Source organism: Rhodospirillum centenum SW, from assembly GCF_000016185.1.
GTDB classification, from domain to species: domain Bacteria; phylum Pseudomonadota; class Alphaproteobacteria; order Azospirillales; family Azospirillaceae; genus Rhodocista; species Rhodocista centena.
Genome location: NC_011420.2, coordinates 974,101 through 988,072 on the forward strand (window position 1 = coordinate 974,101; position 13,972 = coordinate 988,072).

Annotated in this window: 13 protein-coding genes; 3 read left to right on the plus strand and 10 right to left on the minus strand. The window is 69.9% G+C overall.

Features of this window, described 5'->3' with window-relative positions:
• Positions 1-142 precede the first annotated feature (142 nt).
• Positions 143-964, plus strand: a complete 822-nt coding sequence (locus RC1_RS22460) for a DUF2155 domain-containing protein (protein WP_083759248.1) — start codon at positions 143-145, stop codon at positions 962-964.
• On the opposite strand, the gene aat is transcribed toward RC1_RS22460, so the two are convergent.
• On the minus strand, positions 898-1,548 hold the full coding sequence (gene aat / locus RC1_RS04400) for a leucyl/phenylalanyl-tRNA--protein transferase (protein WP_012566144.1): 651 nt from the start codon (positions 1,546-1,548) through the stop codon (positions 898-900). The two genes, RC1_RS22460 and aat, sit on opposite strands and share 67 nt — an antisense overlap.
• Before the next feature lie 315 nt (positions 1,549-1,863).
• Between aat and RC1_RS21945 the strand changes: the two genes are divergently transcribed.
• Positions 1,864-3,840 carry a methyl-accepting chemotaxis protein gene (locus RC1_RS21945; RefSeq protein ID WP_049766644.1) on the plus strand — a complete coding sequence of 659 codons (1,977 nt, stop codon included), beginning with the start codon at positions 1,864-1,866 and terminating at the stop codon, positions 3,838-3,840.
• An 84-nt stretch (positions 3,841-3,924) separates the two neighbouring features.
• Here the strand turns inward: RC1_RS21945 and accC are convergent, their stop codons facing one another.
• The 5 genes from accC to RC1_RS04430 all read right to left on the minus strand — a co-directional run bounded on the left by accC (position 3,925) and on the right by RC1_RS04430 (position 8,600).
• Positions 3,925-5,283 (minus strand): acetyl-CoA carboxylase biotin carboxylase subunit, encoded by a 1,359-nt coding sequence (gene accC, locus RC1_RS04410; RefSeq protein ID WP_012566146.1) that lies wholly within the window; start codon positions 5,281-5,283, stop codon positions 3,925-3,927.
• 7 nt (positions 5,284-5,290) lie between these two features.
• Positions 5,291-5,749, minus strand: coding sequence for an acetyl-CoA carboxylase biotin carboxyl carrier protein (gene accB, locus RC1_RS04415; RefSeq protein WP_012566147.1), 459 nt, complete (start codon positions 5,747-5,749; stop codon positions 5,291-5,293).
• A gap of 31 nt (positions 5,750-5,780) precedes the next feature.
• Entirely contained in the window at positions 5,781-6,239 is a 459-nt protein-coding gene (gene aroQ, locus RC1_RS04420) for a type II 3-dehydroquinate dehydratase (RefSeq protein WP_012566148.1), read from the minus strand.
• A 93-nt stretch (positions 6,240-6,332) separates the two neighbouring features.
• Positions 6,333-7,091 carry a DsbA family protein gene (locus RC1_RS04425; protein WP_012566149.1) on the minus strand — a complete coding sequence of 253 codons (759 nt, stop codon included), beginning with the start codon at positions 7,089-7,091 and terminating at the stop codon, positions 6,333-6,335.
• Positions 7,092-7,232: 141 nt separating this feature from the next.
• Positions 7,233-8,600, minus strand: a complete 1,368-nt coding sequence (locus RC1_RS04430) for a M48 family metalloprotease (RefSeq protein ID WP_012566150.1) — start codon at positions 8,598-8,600, stop codon at positions 7,233-7,235.
• 139 nt (positions 8,601-8,739) lie between these two features.
• On the opposite strand from RC1_RS04430, the gene RC1_RS04435 reads away from it, so the two are divergent.
• Positions 8,740-9,849, plus strand: a complete 1,110-nt coding sequence (locus RC1_RS04435; RefSeq protein ID WP_234703865.1) for a pyridoxal phosphate-dependent aminotransferase — start codon at positions 8,740-8,742, stop codon at positions 9,847-9,849.
• A 114-nt stretch (positions 9,850-9,963) separates the two neighbouring features.
• Here the strand turns inward: RC1_RS04435 and ubiV are convergent, their stop codons facing one another.
• From ubiV to RC1_RS04455, 4 genes are all read right to left on the minus strand, one after another.
• Positions 9,964-10,893: a ubiquinone anaerobic biosynthesis protein UbiV gene (ubiV, locus tag RC1_RS04440; RefSeq protein ID WP_012566152.1), complete on the minus strand. Its 930-nt coding sequence runs from the start codon at positions 10,891-10,893 to the stop codon at positions 9,964-9,966.
• A 4-nt stretch (positions 10,894-10,897) separates the two neighbouring features.
• Positions 10,898-11,959, minus strand: a complete 1,062-nt coding sequence (ubiU, locus tag RC1_RS04445) for a ubiquinone anaerobic biosynthesis protein UbiU (RefSeq protein WP_012566153.1) — start codon at positions 11,957-11,959, stop codon at positions 10,898-10,900.
• Positions 11,956-12,582, minus strand: a complete 627-nt coding sequence (gene ubiT, locus RC1_RS04450) for a ubiquinone anaerobic biosynthesis accessory factor UbiT (RefSeq protein ID WP_012566154.1) — start codon at positions 12,580-12,582, stop codon at positions 11,956-11,958. The genes ubiU and ubiT overlap by 4 nt, the downstream gene beginning before the upstream one ends.
• Before the next feature lie 289 nt (positions 12,583-12,871).
• Positions 12,872-13,837, minus strand: coding sequence for an alpha/beta fold hydrolase (locus tag RC1_RS04455; RefSeq protein ID WP_012566155.1), 966 nt, complete (start codon positions 13,835-13,837; stop codon positions 12,872-12,874).
• Positions 13,838-13,972 lie beyond the last annotated feature (135 nt).

Here is a 13,972-nt window from a genome sequence, read left to right on the forward strand (position 1 = left end):
TTTCACCGGAATCGGGGTCCAGACCGGACGGACGGGCGGCAAGCTGAGGACAAGGACAGTGGCGAGCGTCAGGTTCATGGGCGTCAGGTTTACGACAGGCAGGGTCCGGGGTGGTTTCCCCGCCGGCATCGGGGCCGGAGGCATGATCGCCGCGCTGGTTCTGCTGGGGGCCGTCGCGGCCGCCGGCCCGGCGCGGGCGCAGATTTCCCTGCAGCCCCGGGTCGAGCAGCCGCCCCAGTCCCAGCCCCTGCCTCAGCCGGAGGCGGTGCCGCCGTCCTCGGCGCCGCGCCAGCTCACGCCGCCACCGGCCGCGCCCGATCCGGCGCCGCAGGTGCTCACGCCTGTCCCTCCGGCACCCGCTGCCCCGGATGCCCCGGAGCAGCCCGGTTCCGGGCAGGTCGCCCCGGCACCGGCACCCGGGGCAGTCCCGCCGGCCCTGCCGGACGCGCCCGCTCCGACCACCCCGGCTGAGGTGCCGGCGGAGACGCCTGCCGCTCCTCCGGTCCAGCCTCCGGCTGCGCCCGACGGGACCCCGGCGGGGGAGGGGCCGTCCGATGCCGGTGCCCTGACCCCCGGATCTCTCGGGCTGAACCGGCTGCCGCCGGCCCCAGCCGCGCCGCAGCGCAGCTTCGAGGACATGCCGGTCGCGCTTCTGCGCGGCCTGGACAAGATCACCGGCCGCGCCTCCTCCTTCGAAGCGAAGGTGGGGGAGGTGGCGCGCTTCGGCCAGCTTCTGGTGCATGTCCGTGCCTGCCGCAAGGCGCCGCCGATCGAACCGCCGGAGTCGGCAGCCTTCCTGGAGATCACGGAACTGCGCCCGGACGAAGGGGCGGTGGCGCTGTTCTCGGGCTGGATGTTCGCTTCAAGTCCCGCGCTCTCGGCGCTGGAGCACCCGGTCTACGATGTCTGGGTGATCGACTGCAGGAAGGCGGAGACCAGCACCCCCTCGTCCTCCTCGGACTGAAAGCGCGCCGGCCGGCGCAGCGCCTCGGTCAGCAGGGCCTTGTAGCGGGCGCGCGGGATTTCGACGGAGCCGAACTGCGCCAGATGCTCCGTGACGAACTGGGTGTCCAGCAGGGTGTAGCCGCCGGCCCTGAGCCGGGCGACCAGATGCACCAGCGCCACCTTGCTGGCGTCCGTGGCGCGGGAGAACATGCTCTCTCCGAAGAAGGCGGCGCCCAGCGCCACGCCGTACAGCCCGCCGACCAGCCGGTCGCCCGCCCAGCATTCCACGGAATGGGCGAAGCCAAGCGCGTGCAGGCGGCAGTAGGCGTCCAGGATATCCCCGTTGATCCAGGTCTGCGGCCTGCCGGGACCTGACTCCGCGCAGGCTTCCATGACACCGCGGAAAGCGCTGTCGCAGCGCACCGTGAAGGGCTGCTGCCGTATCGTCCGGCGCAGCCGCCGCGGCACATGGAAGCCATCGAGCGGCATGATCCCCCGCATCGGCGGGTCGAACCACATCAGCTCGTCCGAGGCGGCGCTCTCCGCCATCGGGAAGATCCCGGCGGCGTAGGCGCGCAGCAGCAGGTCCGGGGTCAGCATCATGTCCGTGGCTCTGGCCGGAACAACCGTGCCCGGCGCTCGGGTATGTTATCACATTCACATTTCACGAAAGTTTTGCAAGACCGAGACACGGGTGTCGTCGTCGCGGCTTTACGCTCCGGGCCTTCGTCCGGTGTCGGACGGAATGTGCGGCCCGCCCGCCGGTGCCTGAGCCCGCGGTGGCCGTAGTCCTTTCCATGATCCGGAGTTAGAGAGATGACCGACGCTGCGCTGACGGCATCCGGCGCTTTCACGTTCGGCCCCCTTTCCCGTTCCGATGCGGCTCCACGCCGCGCGATCCTAGCAAAACTTTCCCTCGTGGGTCTGCTTGCCAACGTCCAGATCGGCACGCGCATCGCGCTGCTCGTCATCATCGCCCTGCTCACGGTGCTGCTGACGGCGGGCCTCTTCGTCGTCGGCGACGCCCGGATGCAGAACGCCACCGAGCGGATGGCCGCCTTCAACGCCTTCGCCGAGGCCTCGGCGGGGCTGGAGCGCCAGGCCATGGAACTGCAACTGGTGACCCAGGGCTTTCTCCGCGCCCGCGACGCGGGCCTGGCGGAATCGTTGCGGACCACTCTCGCCCAGGTCCATGCCAGCGTCGAGCGGATGCGGGCGCTGCCCGCCGCGGGCGGCAGCCGCGAGACGCTGGATGCCATCGGCGCCCGTCTCCAGGGCGTCGGTTCGGCGTTCGAGACGGTGCTGGCGACCATGCGCAGCATCGGCTTCACCGACCAGGACGGGCTGCGCGCCCGGATGCTGGCCTCCGTCGCCCAGGCCGACCAGGAACTGCGCAAATGGCCGCCGACGCTGGCGGCGGAGCTGTTCATCTTCCTGGCGGAGATGCGCAATGCGGAGAAGTCGTTCCTGATCTCCGAGGATGAGAGCTTCCTCGGCCTGCATCGCCGCGCCTTCAACCAGTTCGACTTCCAGCTTCCCGTCTCGCAGCTCGACGAGGCGACGAAGAAGGACCTCGGCGCCCAGGTCCGCGCCTACCGCACCGACCTTGTCACGCTCGGGGAGACGGTGGCGCGGCTGAAGACCGAGGCCACCGCCCTGACCGCCGCCCTCGGGGAGCTGCGGCCGCTGTTCGACGCCCTGTTCGCCTTCACCCGCGACGGCACCGCCGCCGCCAAGGCGGCCGAACTGTCGATCCGCGAGCAGACGCGGGCGGCGACGCTGGCCGTCGGCGGCGTGCTGCTGCTGCTGTTCCTGGGCCTGTCGCTGCTGCTGCTGCGCTCCATCACCCGGCCGCTGGCGCAGATCGAGGCGGCCATGCGGACGCTGGCCAAGGGCGAGCGCCTGTCCGTCATCCCCGGTATCGGCCGGCGCGACGAGATCGGCGCCATGGCCCGCGCCATCGATGTCTTCCGCCGCAACGCCGAGGAGGTGGACCGCCTGAAGGCGGAGGACATGCGGCGCGAGCGGGTGCGCAAGCAGGCCTTCGAGACCCGCCTGTCCGATCTGGCAGCTGCCCTGGAGCAGGAGGTGGCCGCCACCGTGGAGGCCGTGCTGGCGGAGGCGGCGGACATCGCCCGGCTGGCCGAGGGCATGGAGGATGCCGCCCGGCGCACCGGCGAACAGTCGCGCGTCGTCGCCGGTGCCGCGCAGGACGCCACCGGCAACGTGCAGACCGTCGCCGCGGCCACGGAGCAGCTTGCCGCCAGCTCGCGTGAGATCGGCCGGCAGGTCGGCGCCGTCGCCGACATGGTGACGAAGGCGGTGCAGCGCGGGGCGGAGACCCAGCGCATCGTCGGCCGGCTGGCCGAGGCCGCCCGCAACATCGGTCAGGCCACCGATCTGATCTCCAGCATCGCCGGGCAGACCAACCTGCTGGCGCTGAACGCCACGATCGAGGCGGCGCGGGCCGGCGAGGCCGGCAAGGGCTTCGCCGTCGTGGCCGGGGAGGTGAAGAGTCTGGCCGGTCAGACCGGCAAGGCGACGGAGGAAATTTCGGGCCAGATCACGGCCGTGCAGTCCGCCACGGCCCAGGTGATCGAGGACATGGACAGCCTGCACGAGGTGATCCGGCGGATCGACGGCATCGCCGGCATCATCAGCGCCTCCGTCGGCGAGCAGGGCAGCGCCACGGAGTCCATCAGCGCCAGCGCCGCCAGTGCGGCGGGCGGCACGATCGAGGTGTCCGACCGCATCCAGGCGGTGGCGGAGGATGCCGGACAGACCGGCCGGCTTGCCCGCGACCTCGCGGCCCGCGCCAGCCAGGTGACGGCCCGGGTGCAGCAGCTCCGCGAGCGCCTCGCGGGCATCCTGGACGGCAGCCGGCAGGCGGTCTGAGGCACAGGGCCTCGCGCGAACGAAGAAGGGCCGCCTTCCGGTCGGGAAGGCGGCCCTCTGTCGTCGGAGCGGCAGCGGCGCGGTTCAGGCGCGGCGCTTGATCCACTCCTCCATCCACTTGATGTCGTAGTTGCCGGCGACGAAGTCCGGCTCGGAGATGATCCGCTGGTGCAGCGGGATGGAGGTGTCCACCCCGTCGATCACGAACTCTCCCAGCGCCCGGCGCAGCCGCATCAGGCATTCCGTGCGGTTGTTCCCGTGGACGATCAGCTTGGCGATCATGCTGTCGTAGTGGGGCGGCACGCGGTAGCCGTCATAGAGCGCGGAGTCCACCCGCACCCCCAGCCCGCCCGGCGCATGGTACTGCCGGATCAGTCCCGGCGAGGGGGTGAAGGTGTCCGGATGCTCGGCATTGATACGGCACTCGATGGAGTGGCCGTTGAAGCGGATGTCCGCCTGGCTGTAGCCCAGCGGCTGCCCGGCGGCCACGCGGATCTGCTCGCGCACCAGATCGACGCCGGTGACCATCTCGGTGATGGTGTGCTCGATCTGGAGGCGGGTGTTCATCTCGATGAAGTAGAACTGCCCGTTCTCGTACAGGAACTCCATCGTGCCGACGCCGCGGTAGCCCAGCGACTGGGCCGTGCGGGCCGCCAGCGCGCCGATCCACTCCCGCTGCTCGACCGTGAGCGCGGGCGAGGGGGCTTCCTCGATCACCTTCTGGTGCCGGCGCTGGACCGAGCAGTCGCGCTCGCCGAAATGCACGACGGTGCCGTAGTTGTCGCCGAGAAGCTGAATCTCGATGTGGCGGGGGTTCGCCAGATACTTCTCGATATAGACCTGATCGTTGCCGAAGGCGGCGCGCGCCTCGCCCCGGGCGAGCTGGTAGGCTTCGCGGAGCTGGTCGCGGTTCCAGGCCACCTTCATGCCCTTGCCGCCACCGCCCGCCGCGGCCTTGATCAGGATCGGATAACCGATCTGCTCGGCCACCGCCGAGGCGTCCTCGAAGTCGCGCACCGGCCCGTCGGAGCCGGGTACGCAGGGCAGGCCCAGGTCGATCACCGTCTTCTTGGCGGTGACCTTGTCGCCCATGATCCGGATATGCTCCGGCGTCGGGCCGATCCAGGTGAAGCCGTGCTCGATCACCATCTCGGCGAACTGGGCGTTCTCGGCCATGAAGCCGATGCCCGGATGGATGGCGTCGGCCCCCGTGATGGTGGCCGCCGACAGGATCGCCGGGATGTTGAGATAGCTGTCCTTGGAAGCCGCCGGCCCGATGCAGACGCTCTCGTCGGCCAGCCGGACATGCATGGCGTCAGCGTCGGCGGTGGAATGGACCGCGACCGTGCGGATGCCCATCTCCTGGCAGGCGCGGTGGATGCGAAGGGCGATCTCGCCGCGGTTGGCGATCAGGACCTTCTCGAAAAGAGCGTCGGAGGACATGTCGTGGTCACTCGATGACCAGGAGGACTTCACCGAACTCGACCGGCTGCGCGTCCTCGACCAGGATCTGGGTGACGGTGCCGGCCTTCGGCGCCTTGATCGGGTTCATCACCTTCATGGCCTCGATGATCAGCACGGTCTGGCCGGCCTTCACCGTATCGCCCTGGCGGACGAAGGGGGCGGCACCCGGTTCCGGCGCCGCGTAGGCGGTGCCGACCATGGGCGACTTCAGCGCCCCCGGATGCGCGGCCGGCGGGGCGGCGGGTGCGGGGGCCGCCGGCGTGGGCGCCGGGGCGGCGGCGGCGACCACCGGGGCCGCCTGGACCACCGTCTGCGTCGCCAGCGACTGCCGCGTCATGCGGATGCGACGGTCGCCCTCGGCATACTCGATCTCCGTAACGCCGGTTTCTTCCAGCAGGTTCGCCAGCTTGCGGACAAACTCGCTGTCCAAGTCGAAGGTGCTCATGTCGTGCAGTCCTGTCCCCCTGCGGTTCCGGTCAGGCTGCGCCGGGCGCGTCGATCAGCCGGGCAACGGCTTCAAGCGCCAGGATGTAGCCATGCGAACCGAAGCCGCAAATGACCCCGCGCGCGACCGTGGACACATGGGAATGGTGTCGGAACGGCTCGCGGCGGAAGATGTTGCTCAAATGCACCTCGACCACGGGAAGATCGACCGCCTGGAGCGCGTCGAGTATGGCGATGGAGGTGTGGCTGTATGCCCCGGCGTTGATCAGGATCGCGTCATGCTCGCCACGCGCCTCCTGGATCCAGGTGACAAGCTCGCCTTCGTGGTTGGACTGGCGGAAGTCGATGTCCAGACCCAGCCGGGCCGCGGTTTCCTGGCAGGAGACTTCGATGTCGTCGAGCGTCTCCGAGCCATAGATATGCGGCTCCCGCGTGCCGAGCAGGTTCAGGTTGGGCCCGTTCAGGACAAGCACGGAAGGCTGGATCGCCACGGAAGTCGCTTTGTTCAGATGTCGCCGGAAGCGGGCCGTTTATAGCACGGTGCGGCCCGAGGGCAATGCTCATCGGGCCGCATCGGCCCTTGGTCAGCCCTGCTTTTCCTTGGCTGCGGCCCGCGCGTTCTTGAACAGCTCCAGGAACGTGTCCTTCTCGATGGCGCCGGGGACCAGCGTGTCGCCGATCACGAAGGCCGGGGTGCCCTGGATGCCCAACTGGCGGGCCAGCGCCAGATTGGCGTCGATCTCCGCCTGCACGGATTCGCTCTCCATGTCCTTGCGGAGCTTCGCCATGTCCAGGCCGGCCTTCTCGGCGATCTGCATCACCGTCTCCTCGTCCAGCCGGCCCTGGTGCTGCATCAGGGCCTCGTGCAGGGGGGCGTAACGGTCCTGGGCGCGGGCGGCCAGCGCCGCCTTGGTGGCGACGACGGAACCGGGCCCCAGGATCGGGAACTCCTTCAGCACCAGCTTGACCTTGCCGTCCTCCTTGAGGGCGGCGTTGCGCTCCGGCTGGCTGTGCTTGCAGTAGCCGCACTGGTAGTCGAAGAACTCGACCAGCACCAGGTCACCCTTGGGATTGCCCAGCACCGGCGAGGCCTTGCTGGCCGTGAGCTGCTCCCGGTTGGACCGGATGGCTTCCACGGTGGCGGCCGCGCTCTCGTCCTGCTGCTTCTTCTCCAGCGCCTGCACGGCCTCCAGGATGATCTCCGGATTGGCCAGCAGGTACTCGCGCACGATCTGCTCCACCGCCTTGCGGTCAAGGGGCTCGGCGGCCGACGCGGGCAGGGCGGCGGTGCCGGCGAGGAAGGCGGCCAACAGGGCGGCGGCAACGGAAGAAGGGCGGACCATCGTCAACTCCTGGGGAAGGGCGCGCCACCTTGCGCGAGCCCGCATCCCCGCGCAAGGGGGGCGGGGAAGGGGACGGGATCGGACGCGATTGCGGCGGCAGCAAGGCGTGCCGCCCGGCGATGGCCCGGACCGGCCGGTCGCTCAGCCGCTGCGCGCAGTCGGGCGGCTGTCCACCATGACCCGGATGTCCTGCGCCCTGATCCATTCCGGAGAGCCGGCGGGCAGGAGCTGTTCCGCCCGGTCGGCATGGAACTTCGCGGCCCGCACGTCGCCCCGGGCCAGCGCCTCCTCGGCCATGGAGTAGGCCAGCAGGGGCTGGTTGTCGGCACGGCTGTAGGCGCTCGCCAGCAGACGCCAGATGAAGGAGGAATAGCGTTCTTTCAGCGCCGCCGCCTGGAGGTTGGCGATGGCTTCGTCCAGCAGCCGGTCGTCCTGCACCTCCAGCAGGGCGTGCGCCAGGGCCGAGCGGAGCAGGCCCGAGTCCGGCAGAAGTTCGACGGCGCGGCGGTAGGACGGCACGGCCTCGGCCGCCCGGCCGTTCTCGAACAGGATCTGGCCCCGCAACTCATGGAAGTAGGGGTTGGCCGGCTCCTGCGCCAGCAGCCCGTCCAGGATCTCCAGCGCCTTGCCGATCTCGCCCTTCTGGTAGAGCCCGATGGCGCGGCCGTAGCGGCCGGCCACGCTGCGGTCGCTCTCGGCATAGCGGCGCAGCGCCAGATCCGGGCGCAGGAAGCCGACCAGCTTGGCCTTCATGCGTGCATGCATCTCCGCGAACTCCGCCGGCAGCGGGGAGTCGGAGTGCTTCGATTCCCGCTCGACGAAGTGCTTGATCACCTCGATACGGTTGCGGGTCAGCGGGTGGGTCCGGACATATTCGACCTGCCGGCTCTCCGGCACCAGTTCCTGGCTCGCCAGCCTCTCCATGAAGGCCAGCAGCCCGCGGGAGGACCAGCCGATCTTCTCCAGGGTGGACATGGCGAATTCGTCGGCCGACCCTTCCTGCGTGCGGGAGAAGGAGAAGAAGGTCCGCCGCGCCAGTTCCTGGCCGCCGGCGATGACGCCGGTGCCCACGTCGCCGCGGCCCGATCCGATGGCCGCGGCAAGACCCAGCAGCATCGCCAGCGAGGCCACGGTGCTGGCATCCTCGATGGCGTCGCGGCTGCGTGCCAGATGGCCGCCGGCGATGTGGCCGGTCTCGTGCGCCAGCACCCCGATGACCTGCGAGGCATCGGTGCTTTCGATCAGAAGGCCGGTGTGGACGAAAATATTCTGTCCGCCCGCGACGAAGGCATTGAGCGAATCATCCTTGATGAGGCCGATCGTCACGGCCTCGGGGATGATGCCTGATGCCTTGAAAAGCGGGGTGGTATAGGCCTTCAGGATGTGCTCGATTTCCGCATCGCGGATGAAGCTGAGCTGGCGTTGCGCCATGGCGGGCTGAACCGCCAGCAGAACCGAGACAACCCAGGCCACGGCCGCGTAGGCGAGCCGCTTCGGATACGGACCCATGATGCTTTCCTCCGGCGTGACGCCGTCCCGCGATGATCAGCACGAAAAATCTGGCGAAGGAAGGGCGGATTTTCGAGGGCAGGTGCTGCACGGACCCGGTTGCTGGGACCCGTCCCGGCGCGGGCGGGTCGCTCCCTTCATGGTGATGGAGGTGCTGCGCGCCGCCAACGAGCGTCAGGCGGCGGGCGGCGACGTGCTGCATCTGGAGATCGGCCAGCCCTCCACCTCCGCTCCGCGCGGGGTGGTGGCGGCGGCGCATGCTGCCCTGGACCGGGAAGCGATCGGCTATACCGACGCCATGGGCCTGCCCGCCCTGCGCGACGGCATCGCCCGCTGGTACCGCGACCGCTACGGCGTTTCCGTCCCGGCCGAGCGCATCGCCGTCACGACGGGGTCGTCCTGCGCCTTCCTCCTGAGCTTCCTTGCCGCCTTCTCTCCCGGTGACCGGGTGGCGCTGGCCGCCCCCGGCTATCCCGCCTACCGCAACATCCTCACCTCGCTGGACCTCGTGCCGGTGGAGATCCCGGCCGGACCGGAAACCCGCTTCCAGCCGACGGTGGAGCATCTCCAGGCGCTGGACCGGCCGGTGCGCGGCCTGATCGTCGCCAGCCCCAGCAATCCCGCCGGCACCATGCTGGCCCCGGCGGAGCTGAAGCGCCTGTCCGACTGGTGTGTGGAGAACGGCGTCCGCCTGATCTCCGACGAGCTGTACCACGGCATCGACTTCGGCAGCGTGCCGCCGGCCACGGCCCTGTCCTTCGGCGACCGGGCCCTGGTGATCAACAGCTTCTCCAAGTATTTCAGCATGACCGGCTGGCGGCTGGGCTGGATGATCGTTCCGCCGGAGTTGCTGCGTGCCGTGGAATGCCTGGCGCAGAGCCTGTTCATCTCGCCGCCGGCGCTGTCCCAGTTCGCCGCCATCGCGGCCTTCGACTGCACCGAGGAGCTGGACGGCCACGTCGCCCGCTACCGGCGCAACCGCGACCGGCTGATCGAGGAACTGCACGGGGCCGGCTGGACCCGGCTGGCGCCGGCCGACGGGTCCTTCTACCTCTACGCCGACGTCTCGCACCTGACCGACGACAGCCAGATCCTCTGCCGCCGCCTGCTGGCAGAGACGGGGGTGGCGATCACGCCGGGCGTGGATTTCGACCGCGAGCGCGGCCACCGCTATGTCCGGCTGAGCTTCGCGGGCAGCGAGGCGGACGTGGTCGAGGCCGGCCGCCGCATCCGCGCCTGGACACCCTGACGGAGCCTGGAACGGCAGGCCCGTCGGGAGCGGGCCGCCGCCGGGTTCCAGAAAAGACAAAGCCGCGGCGACCGGATGGCCGCCGCGGCTTTTTTCTGTCCGCTGGTGCGGGGATCAGGCGCCCAGGTCGGACACCATCTCCGGATGGGTGAAACGGAACCCTTCCACCCCGCTGACATAGCCGTTGGAGAAGGGGGCGAAGGTGACCAGCTTCTCCAGTTCCTTGTAGGCGTCGATGGCCGGCATCCGGCCGTCCATCACGTCGCGGAACAGCGTGGCGACCGCCACCATGTCCACATCGTGCGGCCACAGGCGGAAGTGGCTGACGCCGATCTCCCGGAGCTGGGCCAGCTCCGCGATCAGGTTGCAGACCGTGTAGGAGATCGTCTCCGTGCCGTTGACGGCCAGGAACTTCTGGCCTTCCAGCGTCTCCACGGTCATGCCGTCCGGATCGTCGGCGCAGACATACTGGCAGCCGTCACGGTGCAGATCGCGGCTGCGGGCGTGGTAGCAGCGCGAGGACACGGCCAGCGGCAGCCGGCCGAACACCTGCACCTCCAGCTCCGCCTGCGGGGCGGCCTTGGCCAGCGCCGCGATGGAGGTGGCCGGCAGCTCGCAGGGCAGGGCGACGCGGACGGCCCCCTTGCCCAGCGCATAGTTCAGCGCGCCTTCGTTGTAGATGTTCACGAACGGGCCGACGATGTGCGGCTTGCCTTCCAGCATGCGCATGGTCGAGACGTCGTTCGCCTCGATCATCACCTCGGCCGACGCCGCCGTCTCGCGGAGCTGCTTCAGCTCACGGCTCGCCATGATCAGGGACAGCGTGGACAGCACGACGGTCTTGCCGCCGCGCTGAAGCTTCTCGATCAGCTCCGGGATCGCGGGCTCGAAGAAAGGCGTCCGCTTGGAGCAGATCACCTCACCGATATAGACGACATCCACGGGCGCCTCGTCGGCGATCCGCTTGTAGAAGTCGATCTTCTTCTCTGTCGGCCAGTTGAACAGGATCGGGCCGAGCGTGAGAACGGGCCGGGACACGGTCATTGCCTTACTTCCACTTCCTCTGCAGGGCGCCCGTCGTGGTCCGCGAGCCTTCGGTGTAGGCCGTCAGCACGTCCTCCGGCACCGGCTCGCCGCGCGCCACCGCGTCCACTGCCCGGCGGAACGCCTGGACGACGCTGGTGACGTAGGCGCGGCCGCGCTGGCGTCCCTCGATCTTCAGGGCCGTGACCCCCGCCTTCATCAGTTCGGGGATCATGGCGACGGCGTTGAGCGAGGCCGGGTCCTCGAACACATGGTAGGGCTTGCCGTCCACGACGAACTTGCCCTTGCACAGGGTCGGATAGCCGGCCGGCTCGTCGTCGCGGAAGGCGTTGATGGTGAACTCGCCCAGCCGCATGAAGAGCGTGTCGTTCTCCTGCTTGTAGTGGACGCACTCCGCCGGCGAGCAGACGCCGTTCATGTTCGGCGAGCGGCCGGTGGCGTAGGAGGACAGGCTGCACCGGCCCTCCGCCATGACGCAGAGGCCGCCGAAGGCGAACACCTCGGTCTCGACGCTGATCTCGGAGTTCAGCTTGGCGATCTCCTCGATCGTCAGCACGCGCGGCAGCACCACGCGCTTCACCCCGAACTGCTCCTGGTAGAACGCGATCGAATCCGCGTTGGAGGCGGACGCCTGGACCGACAGGTGCAGGCGCAGGTTCGGATGGTTGCGCGAGGCGTGGTCCAGCAGGCCGATGTCGGCCAGGATCACGGCGTCCACGCCGGCCTTCTCCGCCTCGGCCAGGGCCTTGTGCCAGGGGCCGGGATTGCCGGCCGTGGGGAAGGTGTTGATCGCCACATAGACCTGGCAGCCGCGCTGGTGCGCGTAGGCCACGCCCTGCGCCAGATCGGCCGGGGTGAAGTTCAGGCCCGGGAAGTTGCGCGCGTTCGTCTCGTCGCGGAAGCCGACATAGACGACGTCGGCGCCGGCATCGACGGCGCTGCGCAGGGCAGCGGGGGTGCCGGCCGGGCAGACCAGCTCCAGCGGGGTGAGCGCCTCCTGGCTCCGGGGCGCGGACAGGGTTCCGGCCGGCCCGGGCGCGGGCCGTGCAAGGGTCGGTGCCGTCATTTCGGGCTCCGCAGCGAATCGGGATGAAGGGAATCGGTGCTGGCGGCATACCGGCTGCCGCGGCGGCGGAGCAGCCCGCCGGCCATGTCCAGCAGGCGCAGCGCCGGGCTGCCGAGCGGCCCCAGGGCGGAGCGCACCTCCTCGATCATGTCGAGGCCGGCCCCGTCCAGCGCGTTGCGCAGCACGACCACCGCCCGCGTGTCGCCCTCGACGGAAAGGTCGCGGGAGAAGAACAGGGCGTCGCCGTCCAGCGTGCCGTCCACCAGCCCGATCAGCACCTCCAGCCGGCCGCGGATGCGGGATTTCGGTTTGATCACCGCCCACTTGGCATCCAGGCAGCGGACGCTCAGGTGGTTGTTCTCCAGGCGGACGAGGAACGCCATCGGCAGATCGATCGGGTCGATCACGACCGTGTCGGAACCGAGATCCGCCAGCGCCTCCAGGATGCCCGGATGGCGGTGGGTCAGGTGGTTGATGGCGAGGCCGATCGCCGGCTGCAGCACGGCGGCGGGCAGGACGCGCATCACCGCCGCCGCGGCGGCGATCTGGTCGGCCGTCAGGGTGCTGCTGTGCGCGCTGGCGCCGCCGGCATCCGACCAGACCGCAGGTGAAGTTCCTGTCATGGGGAGTAAAACCACTTACGGACGGACCGGCCGGGGCATCCGGCACGGTGGGTCGAACCCCGAGAAGACAGGCGCCCCGACGAATCGTCAAGGTCCCGCTGCCGGGGCTCTTTGCGGTATTATGCCGCAAAGAAGCAAGTTACGGGAAGGGCACAGTATTCTGTTCGGAGTCGCTCCCGGCGACCGCCTCCGCCGTCATGCCGTTGCTTGCCGGGGCAGGCCGCTTCTGCAAGTCACTCTCGATCTCTGCCGATCCCGAACGCCGTCCGCTGTCGGGACCCGTTCCGCGTCACAGTCCCGTCAGGAATCCGATCAGCGCCGCGTTGACCGCCTCGGGCGCTTCCTGCTGCACCCAGTGGCCGGCGCCGGGCAGGATGTGCCGGCCGCGCAGGTCCAGGCAGGTGTCGTCGAGCTGCTGCACCGCCTTGTCCAGGCCGGGCATCTTCAGCACACCGTCCTCCGCGCCGGCGATGAACAGCGCCGGCACCCGGATGCGGGCCCCGGCCCAGGCGGCCGTCAGCTCCCAGGTGCGGTGCAGGTTGCGGTACCAGTTCAGGCCGCCGCGGAAGCCGGTGCGGGCATAGGTCTCCGCATAGCGCGCCAGATCCTCCTCCTGCAGCCAGCCGGGCAGGGCATCGGGCCGGGCGCAGGCCTCCACGACCGTGCGGCCGGGCGGGATCATCGCCGGCCAGCCCGCCCCCGTGGCCGCGGCGGCACCGCTGGCGCTGTAGAGCAGGCGCAGGAAGGTTTCCCGCGGGTCGGCCTCCAGCTCCCGCTCGGCCTGTCCGGGTTCCTGGAAATACATCATGTAGAAGCGGTCCAGCCCCATCGCCCGCAGCAGCGTGACAAGGCTGACGGAGCCGCGCGGCGAATAGGGCACCGACAGGCCGGCGACGGCGCGGAAGCGGTCCGGGCGGAACAGGCCGCACTGCCAGGCCACGGGCGCCCCCCAGTCGTGTCCGACGATGACAGCCTGCTCCTCGCCCAGCGCCTCCAGCAGGCCGACCATGTCGCCCGTCGTGTGCAGCAGGGTGTAGGCCTCCACCGGCTCCGGTGCGTCGGTGTCGCCGAAGCCCCGCATGTCCGGCGCGACGACACGGAACCCGGCCGCGGCCAGGGCCGGAATCTGGTGGCGCCAGGACCAGGACAGTTCCGGCCAGCCGTGGCAGAGCAGGACCAGCGGTCCTTCGCCCATCTCCAGATAATGCATGCGGATGCCGTTCGCCTGGGCGAAGCGGCTCTTCGGCCCGTCCATGCTCTCCTCCCGTCCCGTTCTGCCGTCATTCCCGCGGCTTGGCCCCAGCATAACGGGACCTGTGGGAGATCGGGGAGGGGCCTTGCGCCGGGCGCGGGGCGGAACACGGCCGCTGTCCGTTGTCCGGGCGGCGGC

What these genes read in the sequence shown, in the direction of transcription:
- aat (WP_012566144.1), bottom strand. Translation starts at nt 1,548, where the DNA reads ATGATGCTGACCCCGGACCTGCTGCTGCGCGCCTACGCCGCCGGGATC.
- RC1_RS04430 (WP_012566150.1), bottom strand. Translation starts at nt 8,600, where the DNA reads ATGGGTCCGTATCCGAAGCGGCTCGCCTACGCGGCCGTGGCCTGGGTT.
- ubiV (WP_012566152.1), bottom strand. Translation starts at nt 10,893, where the DNA reads ATGACCGTGTCCCGGCCCGTTCTCACGCTCGGCCCGATCCTGTTCAAC.
- RC1_RS04425 (WP_012566149.1), bottom strand. Translation starts at nt 7,091, where the DNA reads ATGGTCCGCCCTTCTTCCGTTGCCGCCGCCCTGTTGGCCGCCTTCCTC.
- ubiT (WP_012566154.1), bottom strand. Translation starts at nt 12,582, where the DNA reads ATGACAGGAACTTCACCTGCGGTCTGGTCGGATGCCGGCGGCGCCAGC.
- RC1_RS22460 (WP_083759248.1), top strand. Translation starts at nt 143, where the DNA reads ATGATCGCCGCGCTGGTTCTGCTGGGGGCCGTCGCGGCCGCCGGCCCG.
- RC1_RS04435 (WP_234703865.1), top strand. Translation starts at nt 8,740, where the DNA reads ATGGTGATGGAGGTGCTGCGCGCCGCCAACGAGCGTCAGGCGGCGGGC.
- accC (WP_012566146.1), bottom strand. Translation starts at nt 5,283, where the DNA reads ATGTCCTCCGACGCTCTTTTCGAGAAGGTCCTGATCGCCAACCGCGGC.
- RC1_RS04455 (WP_012566155.1), bottom strand. Translation starts at nt 13,837, where the DNA reads ATGGACGGGCCGAAGAGCCGCTTCGCCCAGGCGAACGGCATCCGCATG.
- ubiU (WP_012566153.1), bottom strand. Translation starts at nt 11,959, where the DNA reads ATGACGGCACCGACCCTTGCACGGCCCGCGCCCGGGCCGGCCGGAACC.
- accB (WP_012566147.1), bottom strand. Translation starts at nt 5,749, where the DNA reads ATGAGCACCTTCGACTTGGACAGCGAGTTTGTCCGCAAGCTGGCGAAC.